Origin of the sequence: Actinomyces denticolens, from assembly GCF_002072185.1 — a bacterium.
Lineage (GTDB): Bacteria > Actinomycetota > Actinomycetes > Actinomycetales > Actinomycetaceae > Actinomyces > Actinomyces denticolens.
The window spans coordinates 38,360-53,547 of sequence record NZ_MVIW01000022.1; the positions used below are offsets into that span (position 1 = coordinate 38,360).

Annotated in this window: 13 protein-coding genes and 2 pseudogenes; 13 read left to right on the forward strand and 2 right to left on the reverse strand. The window is 69.7% G+C overall.

What is annotated here, in order from left to right:
• Window positions 1-151 precede the first annotated feature (151 nt).
• The 8 genes and pseudogenes from B1H55_RS13020 to B1H55_RS07775 all read left to right on the forward strand — a co-directional run.
• A pseudogene (locus B1H55_RS13020) lies at window positions 152-757 on the forward strand (glucodextranase DOMON-like domain-containing protein); the annotation flags it as partial.
• A 387-nt stretch (window positions 758-1,144) separates the two neighbouring features.
• The gene (locus B1H55_RS12615; RefSeq protein ID WP_073452933.1) at window positions 1,145-2,476 is read left to right on the forward strand and encodes an ABC transporter substrate-binding protein; all 1,332 of its coding nucleotides are present in this window, start codon (window positions 1,145-1,147) and stop codon (window positions 2,474-2,476) included.
• 126 nt (window positions 2,477-2,602) lie between these two features.
• Window positions 2,603-3,442 (forward strand): carbohydrate ABC transporter permease, encoded by an 840-nt coding sequence (locus B1H55_RS07750; RefSeq protein WP_073452935.1) that lies wholly within the window; start codon window positions 2,603-2,605, stop codon window positions 3,440-3,442.
• Complete coding sequence (locus B1H55_RS07755) at window positions 3,439-4,338, forward strand: carbohydrate ABC transporter permease (protein ID WP_073452937.1); 900 nt, start codon at window positions 3,439-3,441, stop codon at window positions 4,336-4,338. Before B1H55_RS07750 ends, B1H55_RS07755 begins: the two co-directional genes overlap by 4 nt.
• 1 nt (window position 4,339) lies before the next feature.
• Complete coding sequence (locus B1H55_RS07760) at window positions 4,340-5,014, forward strand: MusI family membrane protein (protein ID WP_077240576.1); 675 nt, start codon at window positions 4,340-4,342, stop codon at window positions 5,012-5,014.
• A 141-nt stretch (window positions 5,015-5,155) separates the two neighbouring features.
• Window positions 5,156-6,139: a hypothetical protein gene (locus B1H55_RS07765; protein ID WP_073452941.1), complete on the forward strand. Its 984-nt coding sequence runs from the start codon at window positions 5,156-5,158 to the stop codon at window positions 6,137-6,139.
• 2 nt (window positions 6,140-6,141) lie between these two features.
• Window positions 6,142-6,369, forward strand: a complete 228-nt coding sequence (locus B1H55_RS07770; RefSeq protein WP_080461668.1) for a hypothetical protein — start codon at window positions 6,142-6,144, stop codon at window positions 6,367-6,369.
• Window positions 6,370-6,521: 152 nt separating this feature from the next.
• Window positions 6,522-7,808 carry an adenylosuccinate synthase gene (locus B1H55_RS07775; protein WP_073452945.1) on the forward strand — a complete coding sequence of 429 codons (1,287 nt, stop codon included), beginning with the start codon at window positions 6,522-6,524 and terminating at the stop codon, window positions 7,806-7,808.
• A 135-nt stretch (window positions 7,809-7,943) separates the two neighbouring features.
• On the opposite strand, the gene B1H55_RS07780 is transcribed toward B1H55_RS07775, so the two are convergent.
• Both B1H55_RS07780 and B1H55_RS07785 read right to left on the reverse strand, forming a co-directional pair.
• A complete protein-coding gene (locus B1H55_RS07780) occupies window positions 7,944-8,816 on the reverse strand; it encodes an LppM family (lipo)protein (RefSeq protein WP_073452947.1) in 873 nt (290 codons plus the stop codon).
• 86 nt (window positions 8,817-8,902) lie between these two features.
• The gene (locus B1H55_RS07785) at window positions 8,903-9,697 is read right to left on the reverse strand and encodes an LppM family (lipo)protein (RefSeq protein WP_143163863.1); all 795 of its coding nucleotides are present in this window, start codon (window positions 9,695-9,697) and stop codon (window positions 8,903-8,905) included.
• Between the two features lie 204 nt (window positions 9,698-9,901).
• Here B1H55_RS07785 and B1H55_RS07790 point away from each other — a divergent pair, with 204 nt between their 5' ends.
• From B1H55_RS07790 to B1H55_RS07810, 5 genes and pseudogenes are all read left to right on the forward strand, one after another.
• Entirely contained in the window at window positions 9,902-11,749 is a 1,848-nt protein-coding gene (locus B1H55_RS07790) for a phosphoenolpyruvate carboxykinase (GTP) (protein ID WP_073452951.1), read from the forward strand.
• Window positions 11,750-11,963: 214 nt separating this feature from the next.
• Window positions 11,964-12,569 carry a hypothetical protein gene (locus B1H55_RS07795; RefSeq protein ID WP_077240573.1) on the forward strand — a complete coding sequence of 202 codons (606 nt, stop codon included), beginning with the start codon at window positions 11,964-11,966 and terminating at the stop codon, window positions 12,567-12,569.
• Complete coding sequence (gene purD, locus B1H55_RS07800; RefSeq protein ID WP_077240572.1) at window positions 12,566-13,819, forward strand: phosphoribosylamine--glycine ligase; 1,254 nt, start codon at window positions 12,566-12,568, stop codon at window positions 13,817-13,819. Before B1H55_RS07795 ends, purD begins: the two co-directional genes overlap by 4 nt.
• A gap of 82 nt (window positions 13,820-13,901) precedes the next feature.
• A complete protein-coding gene (locus B1H55_RS07805; RefSeq protein WP_080461669.1) occupies window positions 13,902-14,825 on the forward strand; it encodes a phosphoribosylaminoimidazolesuccinocarboxamide synthase in 924 nt (307 codons plus the stop codon).
• A gap of 20 nt (window positions 14,826-14,845) precedes the next feature.
• A pseudogene (locus tag B1H55_RS07810) lies at window positions 14,846-15,188 on the forward strand (hypothetical protein); the annotation flags it as partial.

Below are 15,188 nucleotides of genomic sequence, written 5' to 3' on the forward strand. Positions count from 1 at the left end.
CATCCGGATGACAGGTGGCCCCGATGCCCTTGCGGCATCGGGGCCACCTGCCGTTCATCGCGGCCGGGCTCGACGTGCACGAATGTGCGTCAAGGGCATCGCGGGCTCCACGGATGCCGAGATCCTCTACTTCGGCCCCGGGACCTACTGGATGGGCTCGGACGCCCAGGCCGAGCTTCCCCCCACGGTGCGCTGGGTCTACCTGGCGCCCGGCGCGGTGGTCAAGGGCGCCTTCCACTTCACCAAGGGCGCCGGTAATACTGAGCGGGTCGACTACCAGACCGATTACCGGGTGACCGGTTACGGCGTGCTCTCGGGCGAGCAGTACGTCTACGAGGCCGACACCGCTAACGGGTTCAAGCACAAGGCGGCCGACAACTGCCATGCCACCTGTGTGAAGCCGCTGTACTTCCACTCCGTCGACGCCCAGCAGAAGCTGACCCTCCAGGGCGTGACCATCAAGGAGCCCTCCTACCACTCCTTCGTGGTCTACGGCAACGAGGACGCCTTCGCGATGGATGTGTCCAACTACCAGCAGGTCGGAGCATGGTACTGGCAGACCGACGGTCTTGAGCTGTACACCGGCTCCACCATGAGGAGCACGTTCTTCCACGCCAACGACGACGTTCTCAAGCTCGACCACTCCAATGTCTCCGTCAAGGACACCGTGGTGCGGAAGGGGCGGAACGGCCCCGTCGTCCAGTGGGGCTGGGAGCCGCGCAGCATCGACGGCGTGAGCGTCGACGGCACCGCAGTGATCCACAACCGCATGTTCTCCAGGGATGTGGCGCACAACACGTGCGTCTTCAACTCGTCAACCCATTGGAACGCGAAGGATCCCGCGCCCGCCTCCCGTCCGGTGGCCCCGACATCCCAGTGGTGCCGGGGCCACCGGCGCGTCCGGGACTCCGAAGCCCTCTCGGGATGGTGCCGCGCCGTCCCACCGCAGGCCAGGGGGCCAGGCCCTCGTGCTGAGCCGCGACGAGGCGGAGCGTGGCCTGCAAGAGTTGCAGCAAGGGGGGCAGGTTGTGCAATGATGGGGTGTCGCCCGCGACATCGGACCTACCCCGGGCTCGTCGAGCGGGCAGTCGCTCACGCGGGGCTTTCCTCGCCCTCGCGGTTGTCTTGTCCAAAGGAGGACCTCATGCGACTCGTTTCCCGCCGCTCGATGCTCGGTGGCTCCGCCGCACTCGCCGTTGCTGCAACCTTGGCAGCCTGCGGTGACTCCGCATCCTCGGATCAGGGTGGCGTCTACTTCCTCAACTTCAAGCCCGAGGCCGAGGAGGCCTTCAAGGCCATCGCCGAGGCCTACAAGACCAAGACCGGCGTCGAGGTCAAGGTCGTCACCGCCGCCGCCGGCAAGTACGAGGAGACTCTGACCTCCGAGGTCGCCAAGTCCGCCCCGCCCACCCTGTTCAACATCAACGGCCCGGTCGGCCTGGCCAACTGGAAGGACTACGCCACCGACCTGAGCGACACCGACGCCGCCAAGGCCCTCACGGACGGCTCGCTGGCCCTCAAGGGCGACGACGGCAAGATCTACGGCGTCCCGCTGGCCACCGAGGGCTACGGCATCATCTACAACAAGGCCATCCTCGACAAGTACTTCGCGATGGAGGGCGCCAAGGCTGCGAGCGTCGACGAGATCAAGGGCTTCGCCAAGCTCAAGGAGGTCGTCGAGGACATCCAGGCCAAGAAGGCCGAGCTCGGCATCAGCGGTGCCTTCGCCGCCACCTCGCTCTCCCCGGGCGAGGACTGGCGCTTCCAGACCCACCTGGCGAACTACCCCGTCTTCTACGAGCTGCGCGACCTGGGCGCCACCGACTCCAACGATCTCAAGCTGACCTACTCGGACAACTACAAGCAGATCTTCGACCTCTACCTCAACAACTCCACCATCGCCCCCACGGAGGCCTCCGCCAAGGCCGTCACCGACTCCATGGCCGAGTTCGCGCTCGGCCAGTGCGCCTTCGTGCAGAACGGCAACTGGGCCTGGTCGCAGATCTCCGAGGTCGAGGGCAACACCGTCAAGGAGGAGGACATCCACTTCCTGCCCATCTACGTCGGCGTCGAGGGCGAGGAGAAGTACGGCATCGCCCTGGGCACCGAGAACTACCTGACGATCAACTCCGAGGCCTCCGACGCCGCCAAGCAGGACACGCAGGCCTTCCTCAACTGGCTCCTCACTGACGCCGAGGCCGCCAAGATGCTCGTCGACAATTCCGTCGTCTCCGTGTCCCCCTACTCGGCGTTCTCCAGCCTCGCCCCGGCCGACCCGCTGGGCAAGGAGATCGTCTCCTACCTCAACAACGACGCGCTCTCCCCCGTCAACTGGGTGTTCCAGACCTTCCCGAGCCAGGAGTTCAAGGACCAGCTCGGCCAGCACCTGTCCCAGTACGCCTCCGGCAAGGAGGACTGGAGCGCGGTCAAGGACTACTTCGTCACCGGCTGGGCCGAGGGCAAGGCCAAGGCCTGATCCTCCGCTCTCGCGGCAATGCTCCGCCGACGGCGCCCGGTCGCCCGACCGGACGCCGTCGGCTGAGCCGTCCACCTCCCGCCTCCATTCGGCCCGGCGCAGCCGCCGGGCGCCGCAAGAGGAATCATGAACAGCGCACTCAAGAAGTACTTCCCGATATTCGCCGGACCCACGCTCCTGGCCTTCCTCATCGCCTTCCTCGTCCCGTTCTTCATGGGGCTCTACCTGTCCTTCACCAAGTTCAAGACCCTGACGAACGCCAAATGGGTGGGCCTGGAGAACTATTCCAAGGTCCTCGAGTCGGACTTCGGCTCAGCGCTGTGGTTCACCGTCATCGTCTCGGTGATCTCCATCATCACCGTCAACCTCGGGGCCTTCACCCTGGCCTATCTGCTGACCCGCAAGCTCAAGGGCACCAACTTCTTCCGCTCGGTGTTCTTCATGCCCAACCTCATCGGCGGCATCGTCCTGGGCTTCACCTGGCAGGTCATGCTCAACGCGATCCTCAAGCACTGGGGCCAGACCATCGTCAATGACTGGCACCTCGGCCTCCTCGGTCTCATCCTGCTGGTGAACTGGCAGCTCATGGGCTACATGATGATCATCTACATCGCGGGGTTGCAGAACGTCCCGCCCGAGCTCATCGAGGCCGCCCAGATCGACGGCGCGAATGGGTGGATGACGCTGCGCAATGTCACCATCCCGATGGTCATGCCCTCGATCACCATCTGCCTGTTCCTCACCCTGGCGAACACCTTCAAGATGTTCGACCAGAACCTGGCGCTGACCAACGGCGCCCCGCTCAAGCAGACCGAGATGGCGGCCCTGAGCATCTACAACACCATGTACCACGCCCGCAACCAGATGGGGCAGGCGCAGGCCGCCGCGGTGATCTTCTTCCTCATCGTCGCCGCGATCGCGCTCATCCAGCTGCGCGCCACCCGTGCCAAGGAGGTCGACGCATGAGCGCCGCCAGCACCGCCGTCCGTCCCACCACCGCCCCGGCCGGTGCGAGGGCCGCCGAGCCCCGCAGGAGCGTGGGGAGGTCGATCACCACCGCGCTCCTGGCGATCCTGTCGCTCGTGTGGCTGGTTCCGCTGGTCTTCATCCTGATCAACTCCTTCAAGGGCCGTTTCTACATCTCCGACAGCCCCTTCTCCCTGCCCATGGGGGAGCGCTTCTCCGGATTCACCAATTACGCCTCCGGCCTCAAGCTCAACGGCTTCGCGCAGGCCATCGGCTGGTCGCTGTTCATCACGGTGGGCTCGGTTGCGGTGATCCTCCTGCTGACCGCCATGACCGCCTACTACATCACCCGGGTGAAGACCTGGTGGACCTCCGTCATCTACTACGTCTTCGCCTTCTCGATGATCGCCCCGTTCCAGCTCGTCATGTTCCCCACCTCCAAGGTGGCCGACATGCTCGGACTGGCCACCCCGTGGGGCATGATCGTGCTCTACCTCGGCTTCGGCGGGGCGCTGTCGGTGTTCCTCTTCGCCGGCTTCATCAAGTCGATCCCCATGGAGATCGAGGAGGCCGCCTACATGGACGGCTGCTCGCCGCTGCAGACCTACTTCCGGGTAGTCATGCCGCTGCTCAAGCCGACGGCGGTCACGGTCGCCATCCTCAACACCATGTGGGTGTGGAACGACTACCTCCTGCCCTACCTGGTCATCGGCCACGACGAGAACTACAAGACCATCCCGATCGTCATCCAGGCGCTCACCGGCTCCAACGGGAACAAGGACCTGGGCGCGCAGATGGCCATGCTCGTCCTGGCGATCATCCCGATCGTCGCCTTCTACCTGGTGAGCCAGAAGCACATCATCGAGGGCGTCGCCGCCGGCGCCGTCAAGGGCTGACGTGGCCGGACTCCTCCGTTTCGACTCGCCCTTCCACAGGGCGTGGTCGGCAGCAGCGGACCTCGTCGTCATCAACGGGCTCACCCTTGTCGGGTGCCTTCCCGTGGTGACGGCGGGGTCCGCCCTCGTCGCCTGCCACCGCGTGACCATGGAGATGGCGCGGGAGGAGGACGTCTACACGGTCCGCTCCTGGTGGCGCTCCTTCAGATCCAATCTGCGCGGCTCACTGGCATGGTGGCTGCCCATGCTCGCGCTCATCGCACTGGCCGGCGTCGAGCTCGTCGTGCTCGACGGGCGGACGGGCGCCGAGCCCCAGGGGAGCGCCTCCCGCCTCGCCTCCGGCGCCTCGGGCCTGGTCCTGGCGGGCGCCCTCCTCCTGATCGGTGTGGGCTGCTGGCTCCTGCCCCTGGTGGCCTTCTTCGACAACTCGGCGGTCAAGCACATGGGCAACGCGATGCGACTGGCCGTCGGGGCGCTCGGTCGAACCGTGCTCTGCCTGGCCATCGTGGCGGCCCCGGTGGCGCTCGTCCTCGTCCTGCCCGGCGCGGTGGGCCCGGTCGCCTGGTTCATGGTCATCATCGGCATCGGCTTCCAGGCCTACCTCATCGCCCTCGTGCAGCGCGGCGTCATCGACCGCCTCCGGCGAGCGGCCTCCCCGGCGCCCAGCGGCTCCTGATCCTCGACGAGGGCGGGCTCATGGGCGCCGGCCGCGGTGGGGCCATGGCCTTCGCGAGGGGATCTGCCGCATAGTAGAAGCTGATCGGCTTCCGGTCTCAGCTTGCCGCGGTGGCACCAACCGACGAACGAGGAGAGGGTCGTGCGACAGGGTGTTGCGGAGAGGACCTCGGAGTTCCGGGGGAGGGCGTCCGTCGAACGCGACGATGGGCGCGGACCTGTACTCGTGATCCGCCGAGGGCCGGCGTCATGGGCGATCGTCGGCATCACCGCCCTTCTCGCCGTCGTGCTGCTCATGTGGTCCGGGGTGAGATACCTGGCCAACCCCAACGACGCGGACGCGGGAGTCGGCCTGCTCCTCTTCTCCCTGTGCCCGGGGCTCCCCGTCGTCCTGTGGGCGGTGAATATGTGGCGGCGCCGCACGGTGCTCAGTTCCCAGGGGATCGAGATGCGCCGCCTGCTGCTGACCGAGCGCCGCCCGTGGCCGGCGACGAGCGCCGGGCTGACGATCTCGCTTCGCTCCGTGGATGGCGTCCAGTACAAGGGGATCGAGAGGTATCGGATCGCCCTGGTCGGCAGTGGCCCCGACGACCTCCTCCGCCTGCCGGGAGCGGTCTTCGATGGGAGTCTCCGATACTCGCCCGAGAAGTCCAGGAAGCGCGCGCAGCGGGTCCGGGACGCCATCTGGAGCTTCGCCGTCCGATCCGGCTGGGCGGGCCACGATCCACGGCTCCTGCCCGTGGATCCGGTGCTCTCCCAGGCGTCCCGAGGAGAAGGGGGATTCGGGACCGACCGCTCCTCCTCCCGCTCGCTGGTCTACCGCACGCCCCCGTGGTCGCGGATCTGGGAGACCTTGTGCGATGTCGGCATCTTCCTCATCGTTCTGGGCACGGGCCTGGTCGGGGCGGGCACGGGGATGGTGCTCGATGCGGGCGGTGTCCTCCCGGGCGCGCTGTGGGTCTGGATCGGCCTCATCGCCGGCCTCATCTCATGGGGATACTGCGTCTATCGGCTCTGGCCGTGCATGGGCCGAACAGTCATCGACGCAGGGGGCATCCGCGCTTGTGGGCGCGCATACCCATGCCGGAGTCCCGTTCCAGCCTGTATGTCGCGGGGGACAAGGTGATGATGGTGCGTTCCACCGGGCGGGCGGTGCGCCTTCCCGGCACCGGTGGGGCCCGGGGAGCATTCTCGTGCAGGCGCGCCGTGGCCGCGGCCCAGTGCGAGGAGATATGGCAGTGGGGCATCGTCCACGGCGCAACCCACGAGACGGGCGGCTACATACCTTTGCGCGATGAGGCCGGGCAGCGCGAGCGCGAGGTGTTCGAGGCCCTCGCCGGGCTGCGGCGCCTGTGAACCTCCTGGGACGGTGGGGCGCGCGACGATGCGGCACCGCCCTGGGCTCGACGCCGCCTGAGCGCCGATCGGCGGGCACGGCGCCCCGGGCCCTCGGGTAGCCTGGGCAGCGGCGCGCGCACCTGCCCGCCTCGGAGCAACAGGAGAGGGACATGCCAGGCATCGTCGTCGTTGGAGCCCAGTGGGGCGATGAGGGGAAGGGCAAGGCGACTGACCAGTTCGGCCAGGACGTCGACTACGTCGTCAAGTTCAATGGCGGCAACAACGCCGGCCACACCGTCGTCATCGACGGCGAGAAGTTCGCCTTCCACCTCCTGCCCGCGGGCGTCCTCACCCCGGGCGTCACCCCGATCATCGGCAATGGCGTCGTCGTGGACCTGGAGGTCCTCTTCGCGGAGATCGCGGAGATCGAGGCGCGCGGCAAGGACGCCTCCTCCCTGCGCATCTCCGCCGACGCCCACATCATCCCCTCCTACAACCGGGTGATGGACCGCACCACCGAGCGCTTCCTCGGCTCCCGCCAACTGGGCACCACCGGCCGGGGCATCGGCCCCACCTACGCGGATAAGATGAACCGCGTCGGCATCCGCATTCAGGACCTCTTCGATCCCTCGATCCTGCGCCAGAAGGTCTGCTCCGCCCTGGAGCAGAAGAACGGGCTGCTCACCAAGCTCTTCAACCGGCCCGCCATCGATCCTGATGCCGTTGCCGACGAGCTCCTGTCCTACGCCGACCGGGTGCGGCCCATGGTGATCGACTGCAGCCTGGAGCTCAACAACGCGCTCGATGCCGGCAAGACCGTCCTCTTCGAGGCGGGCCAGGCCACCATGCTCGATATCGACCACGGCACCTACCCCTTCGTCACCTCCTCCAACCCCACTGCCGGCGGCGCCTGCACGGGCACGGGAGTCGGCCCCACCCGCATCGACTCCGTCATCGGCGTGGTCAAGGCCTACACCACCCGGGTGGGGGAGGGGCCCTTCCCCACCGAGCTCACCGACGCCATGGGCGAGCGCCTGCGCGCCGAAGGGGGCGAGTTCGGCGTCACCACGGGCCGCCCGCGCCGCTGCGGGTGGCACGACGCCGTCGTCACCCGGTACGCCGCGCGCGTCAATGGCCTGACCGATCTGGTCCTCACCAAGCTCGACGTCCTCACCGGGCACGAGGAGATCCCTATCTGCGTGGCCTACGACGTCGACGGCGAGCGCACCGACGAGATGCCGCTGACCCAGACCGGCTTCCACCACGCCACCCCCGTCTACGAGATGATGCCCGGCTGGAGCGAGGACATCACGGGCGCCCGCGAGTTCTCCGACCTGCCCCGGTCCGCGCGGGATTATGTGGAGCGCATTGAGGAGCTGGCGCGCTGCCGAGTCTCGGCGATCGGCGTGGGCGCCGGGCGCGAGGCGACGATCGTGCGCCACCGGCTCCTCGGCTGACGGCGCCCGCCCTTTCACGCGGTGTCGGCCGCGCGGGCGAAGGCCGATCGACATGACAGGGCCCCCGGCATCCGCTGATGCCGGGGGCCCCTATCGCGTGGCCGGGCCCGAGGGCCGGGGGCACTTCAACTGGTCTCAGTACTGACCGCCGTAGGGCTGCTGGGGCGGCTGCTGGTAGTCCTGCTGCTGCCCGGGCTGGCCGTACTGCTGCGGGTAGCCGGGCTGCCCTGCGCCGTAACCGGCGGTGGGGTCGTACCCGGGCTGCATCGGCTGGCCGGGGGTCGCGGGCGCGCCGTAGGGCAGCGCCGAGGCGGCGGCCGCCTTCTTCTTCTTGGAGGCGACGACCGCCGCCACGATGCCGCCGATGACGAGCAGGGCCACGACCCCGCCGATGCCCAGGATGAGGGGGAGCTTCGAGTCGGAGGATCCGGAGGAGGAGCCGGAGCCCTTGTCCTTGCCGACGGCGTGCAGATTGGACTCGGACTCGGTGAGGATGTTCTTCCAGGTCACCTTCGTGCCATCAACCGTGGAACTGCCGTTGTGCTCGGTCACCTCGCCGGGGAAGGTGACATTGAGCGAGATGGCGACTCCGGGAAGCGCGCCCTGCGAGCTGTCCTGCATGTCGGACGCGTCCCAGTTGAAGACATAGGTGTCGCCTTCGTGCTTGATGCCGTTGCCATCGCTCGAGTTCGTGTCACTCAGCTTGACCCCCTTCATCTCCATGGTGCACGAAGGATCGCCGTCCTTGCTCCCGAAGGTGTAGGTCGGCTTGGCCTCATCCGGGAGATCGGAGCTGCTGAATCCCTGGCTGGCCATCGTCTCCTCCGTGCAGGTCTCCTTCGTCAGGAGTCCGGAGTCCGTGCTGTCCCATGCGACCATCGTCATGTCGAAGGTGTCGTCGTCATGGATGACGAAGTCGACGTCGCCGCCGCAGGCGGCGAGGGCGAGGGCGGCGGTAGGGAGGAGGAGGGCCGTTGTGAGCTTGCGGCGCAGCGAGGAGATAGCCATGGGCCCAGCATACGGATGGAGGAGCCCCGGCGCACTACGGGGAGTACGCCCCATGGCGCTGTCGCGCGGAAGGCGCTGCGGGGGTGTCAGCCCCGCGCTCGGCGGCGCCTGATGGCGGTCGTCGCCACGGCCGCCGCCAGTGCGGATGTGGCGCCGATCACCCACCAGGAGTAGCGGTCCCAGAAGCCCAGGCCGGCGTTCGCCCGCGCGTATCCGGTGGCGCGGATGCCGGCGATGAGAGCGTCCGTGTCCTCCCAGGTGACGGTCCTGCCGTCGACGCTGCCGCCGCCGCCGTCGACGACGGCGCCCGGGAAGGTCACCGAGATCCTCGACTCGAGCGGAGGAGTGGTGGGCCCGACCCCGGCGCCGGTGGGCGCGGGGCCCTGGAGCCCCTGGGAGTCGCCGCTCCCCGAGGGGGCCGCGGCGCCCTCGGGGAGCGCGGTGCCCGTGGGGGCCGTGAGCCCGTCGGTGAGCATCGTCAGGTCGACGACGTACAAGTCGCCCTCCCGCACGACGAGCGCGTCCGGGGCGGCCTGGCCGGATGCGGGGATCTGCGCCCCGGTGACCGTGATCCTGCAGGCGACGTCGTCGCCGTCGGCCTCGAGCACCTCCGCCTGCGAACTCGCGGAGGTGCCCAGGACGGCCTCATCGGCCATCTCCTGGCACCTCTCCCCGGAGGGGAGCACCTCGCCCGTGGAGTCCCGTATCTCGACGACGGCGCTGTAGCGCCCGTCGTCGCCGATCTCCATCTCGAGGTTGGCCGTGCACGCGCTCAGCGCCACGGCCAGGGGCGCGACGAGCACGGCGAGGTGGGCCGCGCGGTTCCGACGGCGGAGGGCGCGCGCAGGGGCGGTGATTCGATCAGGGGCTGTGCTCCTCACGGTTCGACCGTACCCCGGTCGGCAAGGGGCCCGCGCCCGCGGCGGGCGCGGTGCCACCGGTGAGACATGATGTGGTGCAGACCATATCTGTGCCGATGGTGAACTCGCCGCGCTGGGACCAAGGTGCGCGTGACTCCCAGCGCGTTGTGGGGGAGGATTGGCCTCGACCGATTGAGAGTCAACCAACCCAAGGAAGGGACTCATATGACTGCCACTGCGCAGGACGTCCGCGCCGCCGCTCCCGCCAACGCGCCCGAGGACGTCATCGACTTCGCCATCCGCCTCGCCGAGCTCGGCAAGCCGGAGAAGGTCTACTTCTGCGACGGCTCCCAGGAGGAGTGGGACCGCCTGACCTCCGAGATGGTCGAGTCGGGCATGTTCACCCGCCTCAACCCGGAGAAGCGCCCCAACTCCTTCCTCGCCCGCTCGCTGCCCAGCGATGTCGCGCGTGTTGAGTCCCGGACCTTCATCTGCTCCGAGAGGGAGGAGGACGCCGGCCCGACCAACAACTGGCACGACCCGGCCGAGATGAAGAAGATCCTCAACGAGAAGTTCGACGGCACCTACGCCGGCCGGACGATGTACGTCATCCCCTTCTCCATGGGCCCCCTGGGCGGCCCGATCTCGCAGCTCGGCATCGAGATCACCGACTCCCCCTACGTCGTGTGCAACATGCGCATCATGACCCGCATGGGCGCCAAGGCCATGGACCTCATCAATGAGGGCCGCACCTGGGTGCCCTGCGCGCACTCCGTGGGCGCCCCGCTGGCCCCCGGCCAGGCCGACACCGCCTGGCCGTGCAACGAGGAGAAGTACATCACCCACTTCCCCGAGACCAACGAGATCTGGTCTTACGGCTCGGGCTACGGCGGCAACGCGCTGCTGGGCAAGAAGTGCTACGCCCTGCGCATCGCCTCGACCATGGCCCGTCGCGACGGTTGGATGGCCGAGCACATGCTCATCCTGCGCCTGACCGACGAGAAGTCCGGCAAGAAGTATCACGTCACCGCCGCCTTCCCGAGCGCCTGCGGCAAGACCAACCTCGCCATGCTCCAGCCCACCATCCCGGGCTACAAGGTCGAGACGGTCGGTGACGACATCGCCTGGATGCGCCCCGGCGAGGACGGCCGCCTGCGCGCCATCAACCCCGAGGCCGGCTTCTTCGGCGTCGCCCCGGGCACGTCCTACAAGACGAACCCGATGGCGATGGACACCATGCGCGAGAACTCCATCTTCACCAACGTCGCGCTGACCGACGACGGCGATGTCTGGTGGGAGGGCATCGATGCCCCGCTGCCCGAGCACCTCATCGACTGGCAGGGCAACGACTACACCCCGGCCGACGCCGAGGCCGGCAAGAAGGCCGCGCACCCGAACTCGCGCTTCACCACGCCCGCCTCGCAGTGCCCGATCGTCTGCCCCGACTGGGAGGCCCCGGAGGGCGTCGCCATCGACGCCATCCTCTTCGGCGGCCGCCGCGCCACGAACGTCCCGCTCGTGGCCGAGCAGTACGACCCGGCCCACGGCGTGTTCATCGGCGCCTCCGTGGCCTCCGAGGTCACCGCCGCCGCCACCGACGTCAAGGCCGGCGCCCTGCGCCACGACCCCTTCGCCATGCTGCCCTTCTGCGGTTACAACATGGCCGACTACTGGGGCCACTGGCTGGAGATGCAGGAGAAGCTGGGCGACAAGTTCCCCAAGGTCTACCAGGTCAACTGGTTCCGCAAGGACGAGGACGGCAAGTTCATCTGGCCCGGCTACGGCGACAACTCCCGCGTCCTGGACTGGATCGTGCGCCGCGCCGCCGGCGAGGTCGAGGCCATCGAGGGCGTCACCGGCCTCTACCCGAAGTTCGAGGACTTCAACCTCGAGGGCGTGGACGTGGACAAGGCCGACTGGGACAAGATGTACGCCATCGACCCCGACGCCTGGGCCGCCGAGATGGACGACACCGAGGAGTACTTCAAGCAGTTCGGCGACAAGCTCCCCGCGGAGATCACCGCTGAGCTCGCCCGCTTCCGCGAGCGCATCGCCGAGGCCAAGAAGGCCTGAGCGCTGACATCGCCTCGCCGTCCTGAGTGAGGCGGGCTCCGACGGGGGCCCGGACCGGCAACCGGTCCGGGCCCCCGTCCGTTGCCGCCCGCGCTCTCCGGACGCCGGGGCGCTCCTCCTGCGCCGGACTGCTGCCGGCCGAAGGGTGGTTCGCTCGGATGATGGTGTCCTGCTCCCCGTAGGTCGGTCGGTCCGGGGCGCCTACTCTTCCGTCATGCCCCCGTCCCGAGACACCGCCCACCGAGCAGCCCGGACTGCGCCGCGCCCGGACCGGCGTCGGGCCATCCTCCTGGGGGCCCTCATCGCGGCCTGTGCGACAGGGGGCTGCACGCCGCGCGACGACCCGATCGAGGCTCTGGGGCCCGAGGTCGGCCGGCTCATCGTCACGGCGTACGAGCGCCAGGACGAGCAGGGGGACACGCCTGGGAGCAGTGCGCACGGCAGCAGGCTGATCGTCTCCGAGTCCGCCTGGGAGCAGTGGCTGGAGGCACTGCCGCGCAGGATTCGCACCCAGATCGAGGAGGCCGTCGCGGTGCCCGACCCCACCGTCGAGGTCCTCGTCGTCCACGGCGCCTTCCGGTGCGCGGAGGCGTGGAGCGTGCACAGCCCCGCCGCGGGCAGCGTCCAGGTCCTCGTCGACGACCGGGAGGCGATCAGCTGCGTGTGGTCGCCCTTCACGGTCATGGTCTGGCGGGTGCCGCTGGACGAGGCCGGGGCGGGTGCCCCCGAGGAGATTGAGCTCCTCGACCCGGTGCTCGCGCCTCCTGCCCGGGCGGGCGGTGCCATGAGCACCGGTCGTGCGGCTACGCTGGCCACGTGAAGATCCTGCTCCTCGGCTCCGGCGCGCGCGAGCACGCCCTGGCCCGCGCCCTCGCATCCGATCCCGCCACCACTGAGCTCGTCGTCGCGCCGGGCAACCCGGGCACGGCCGTCATCGCCACCAACATCAGCGCCGACGCCAATGACCCCGATGCCGTCGTCGCGCTCGCCCAGCAGATGGGCGCCGAGCTCGTCGTCATCGGCCCTGAGGCGCCCCTCGTCGCCGGCGTGGCCGACGCCGTGCGGGCCGCGGGCATCCCCTGCTTCGGCCCCGGTGCCGAGGCCGCGCGCCTGGAGGGCTCCAAGGCCTTCGCCAAGGAGGTCATGGCCTCCGCGGGCGTGCCCACCGCCGAGGCCGCCGTCTGCGACACCCCCGCCGAGCTCGAGGCCGCCCTCGACCGCTTCGGCGCCCCGCACGTCGTCAAGGAGGACGGGCTCGCCGCCGGCAAGGGCGTCGTCGTCACCTCCGACCGCGCCGCCGCCCTCGACCACGGGCTCGCCTGCCTGGCCAAGGAGGGCGGGCGCGTCGTCGTCGAGGATTACCTCGATGGCCCCGAGGCCTCCGTCTTCTGCGTCTGCGACGGCGCCACCGTGCGCGCCCTCGCCCCCGCGCAGGACTTCAAGCGGCTCGGCGACGGCGACGCCGGCCCCAACACCGGCGGGATGGGCTCCTACACGCCGCTGACCTGGGCGCCCGCCGACCTCGCCGAGCAAGTCGTCGCCACCGTCGCCCAGCCCGTCATCGACGAGCTCGCCCGCCGCGGCACCGCCTTCGTCGGCCTCCTCTACTGCGGTCTCGCCCTGACCTCCAAGGGCCTGCGCGTCGTCGAGTTCAACGTGCGCTTCGGCGACCCCGAGACCCAGGCGGTCCTCGCGCGCCTGACCTCCTCCCTGCCCGAGCTCCTCCTGGCCGCCGCCACCGGCCGCCTCGCCGAGACCCCCGAGCCGGCCTGGAGCGCCCTGGCCGCCGTCGATGTCGTCCTCGCCGCCCCCGGCTACCCCGGCACCGTGGTGACCGGCGGGGCCATCACCGGCATCGAGGAGGCCGAGCGCGTCGACGGCGTCCACGTCCTCCACGCCGGTACCGGGCGGGATGACGACGGCGCCCTCATCGCCACCGGCGGCCGGGTCCTGTCCGTCGTGGCCCTGGGCGAGACGGTCGCCGTCGCACGGGAGCGCGCCTACCGGGCGATCCGCCTCATCCGCCTCGACGGCGCCCAGTACCGCACCGATATCGCCGCCGGGCGCTGAGCCCGGCCCCGCCCGCCCCGCGCAACGGCCAATGGGCAGACCTTCGCTGCGCGCGAGCAGGTCAGGGTGGCAGGATGGGAGCATGAGCACCACGCCAGGCCCCACCCCCCTGATGATCCCGGGCTGGGCCCATCGCTCCAGCGGCAAGGTCCGCGATGTCTACGCCCCTGATGCCACCAGCCCCTGGGCGGGCCAGGACGTCCTCCTCGTGGTCGCCTCGGACCGCATCAGCGCCTACGACCACGTCCTGGACACCACCATCCCGGGCAAGGGCCGCATCCTCACCGCCATGTCCGCCTGGTGGTTCGAGCAGCTGGCCGACGTCGTCCCCAACCACCTCGTCACCCTCGACGTGCCCGAGGAGGTCGCCGGGCGCGCCATGATCTGCCGGCGCCTCGACATGTTCCCCATCGAGTGCGTCGCCCGCGGCTACCTCACCGGCTCGGGCCTCATCGAGTACCGCCTCAACAAGACCGTCTGCGGCCTGCCCCTGCCCTACGGCCTCACCGAGGCCTCCCTCCTGCCCCAGCCGATCTTCACCCCCGCCGCCAAGGCCGAGCTCGGCGAGCACGACGAGAACATCTCCTACGAGCGCGTCGTCGAGATGGTGGGGGAGGCCACCGCCGCCAAGCTCCGCTATGTCACCCTCGCCCTCTACACGCGCGCCGTCGACATCGCCGCCCGGCGCGGCATCATCGTCGCCGACACCAAGTTCGAGCTCGGCGCCGGCCCCGACGGCGCGCTCATCCTCGGCGACGAGGTCCTCACCCCCGACTCCTCCCGGTTCTGGCCCGCCGAGGAATGGGAGGAGGGCAAGCCCACCCCCTCCTTCGACAAGCAGTACGTGCGCGATTGGCTCGTCTCCCCGGCCTCCGGCTGGGACCGCGCCTCCGGCGAGCGGCCCCCCGCCCTGCCCGACGACATCGTCGAGCGCACCCGTGCGCGCTACCTCGAGGCCTATGAGCGCCTCACCGGGGCGCCCCTCGACCTCGGGGAGTCCCAGTGACGACGGCCGGCCCGGGCGCAATGCCCGGCCCTGTACCCGGGCCCGTGCCCGGCGGCCCCGCGCCACGGGTGACCCGCAGCTTCAGTCCCGGCCGGGGCTTCGTCGCGCTCGTCGTCGCGGCGACGGTGGTCGTCATCCTCGCCCTGGCAGCCGCACTGGCCAGCGCCCTCGGGGCTCGGGGGACCTCCGCGATCCTGGGCGGGATCGCCCTGCTCATCGTCGGGCTCGGGCTCATCGCCGCCCTGCGCGTCCCCGCTCGCTCTCTCGTGGTCAACGCCCCGCGCCTGCGCCTGGACCGCAACCGCGCCGCGGCCGCCCGCACGCGCGCCGCGGCCCCGGTCGGCGCCGCGGGCGCCCCCGGTC

What these genes read in the sequence shown, in the direction of transcription:
- B1H55_RS12615 (WP_073452933.1), top strand. Translation starts at nt 1,145, where the DNA reads ATGCGACTCGTTTCCCGCCGCTCGATGCTCGGTGGCTCCGCCGCACTC.
- B1H55_RS07750 (WP_073452935.1), top strand. Translation starts at nt 2,603, where the DNA reads ATGAACAGCGCACTCAAGAAGTACTTCCCGATATTCGCCGGACCCACG.
- B1H55_RS07755 (WP_073452937.1), top strand. Translation starts at nt 3,439, where the DNA reads ATGAGCGCCGCCAGCACCGCCGTCCGTCCCACCACCGCCCCGGCCGGT.
- B1H55_RS07770 (WP_080461668.1), top strand. Translation starts at nt 6,142, where the DNA reads ATGGTGCGTTCCACCGGGCGGGCGGTGCGCCTTCCCGGCACCGGTGGG.
- B1H55_RS07775 (WP_073452945.1), top strand. Translation starts at nt 6,522, where the DNA reads ATGCCAGGCATCGTCGTCGTTGGAGCCCAGTGGGGCGATGAGGGGAAG.
- B1H55_RS07780 (WP_073452947.1), bottom strand. Translation starts at nt 8,816, where the DNA reads ATGGCTATCTCCTCGCTGCGCCGCAAGCTCACAACGGCCCTCCTCCTC.
- B1H55_RS07790 (WP_073452951.1), top strand. Translation starts at nt 9,902, where the DNA reads ATGACTGCCACTGCGCAGGACGTCCGCGCCGCCGCTCCCGCCAACGCG.
- B1H55_RS07795 (WP_077240573.1), top strand. Translation starts at nt 11,964, where the DNA reads ATGCCCCCGTCCCGAGACACCGCCCACCGAGCAGCCCGGACTGCGCCG.
- B1H55_RS07805 (WP_080461669.1), top strand. Translation starts at nt 13,902, where the DNA reads ATGAGCACCACGCCAGGCCCCACCCCCCTGATGATCCCGGGCTGGGCC.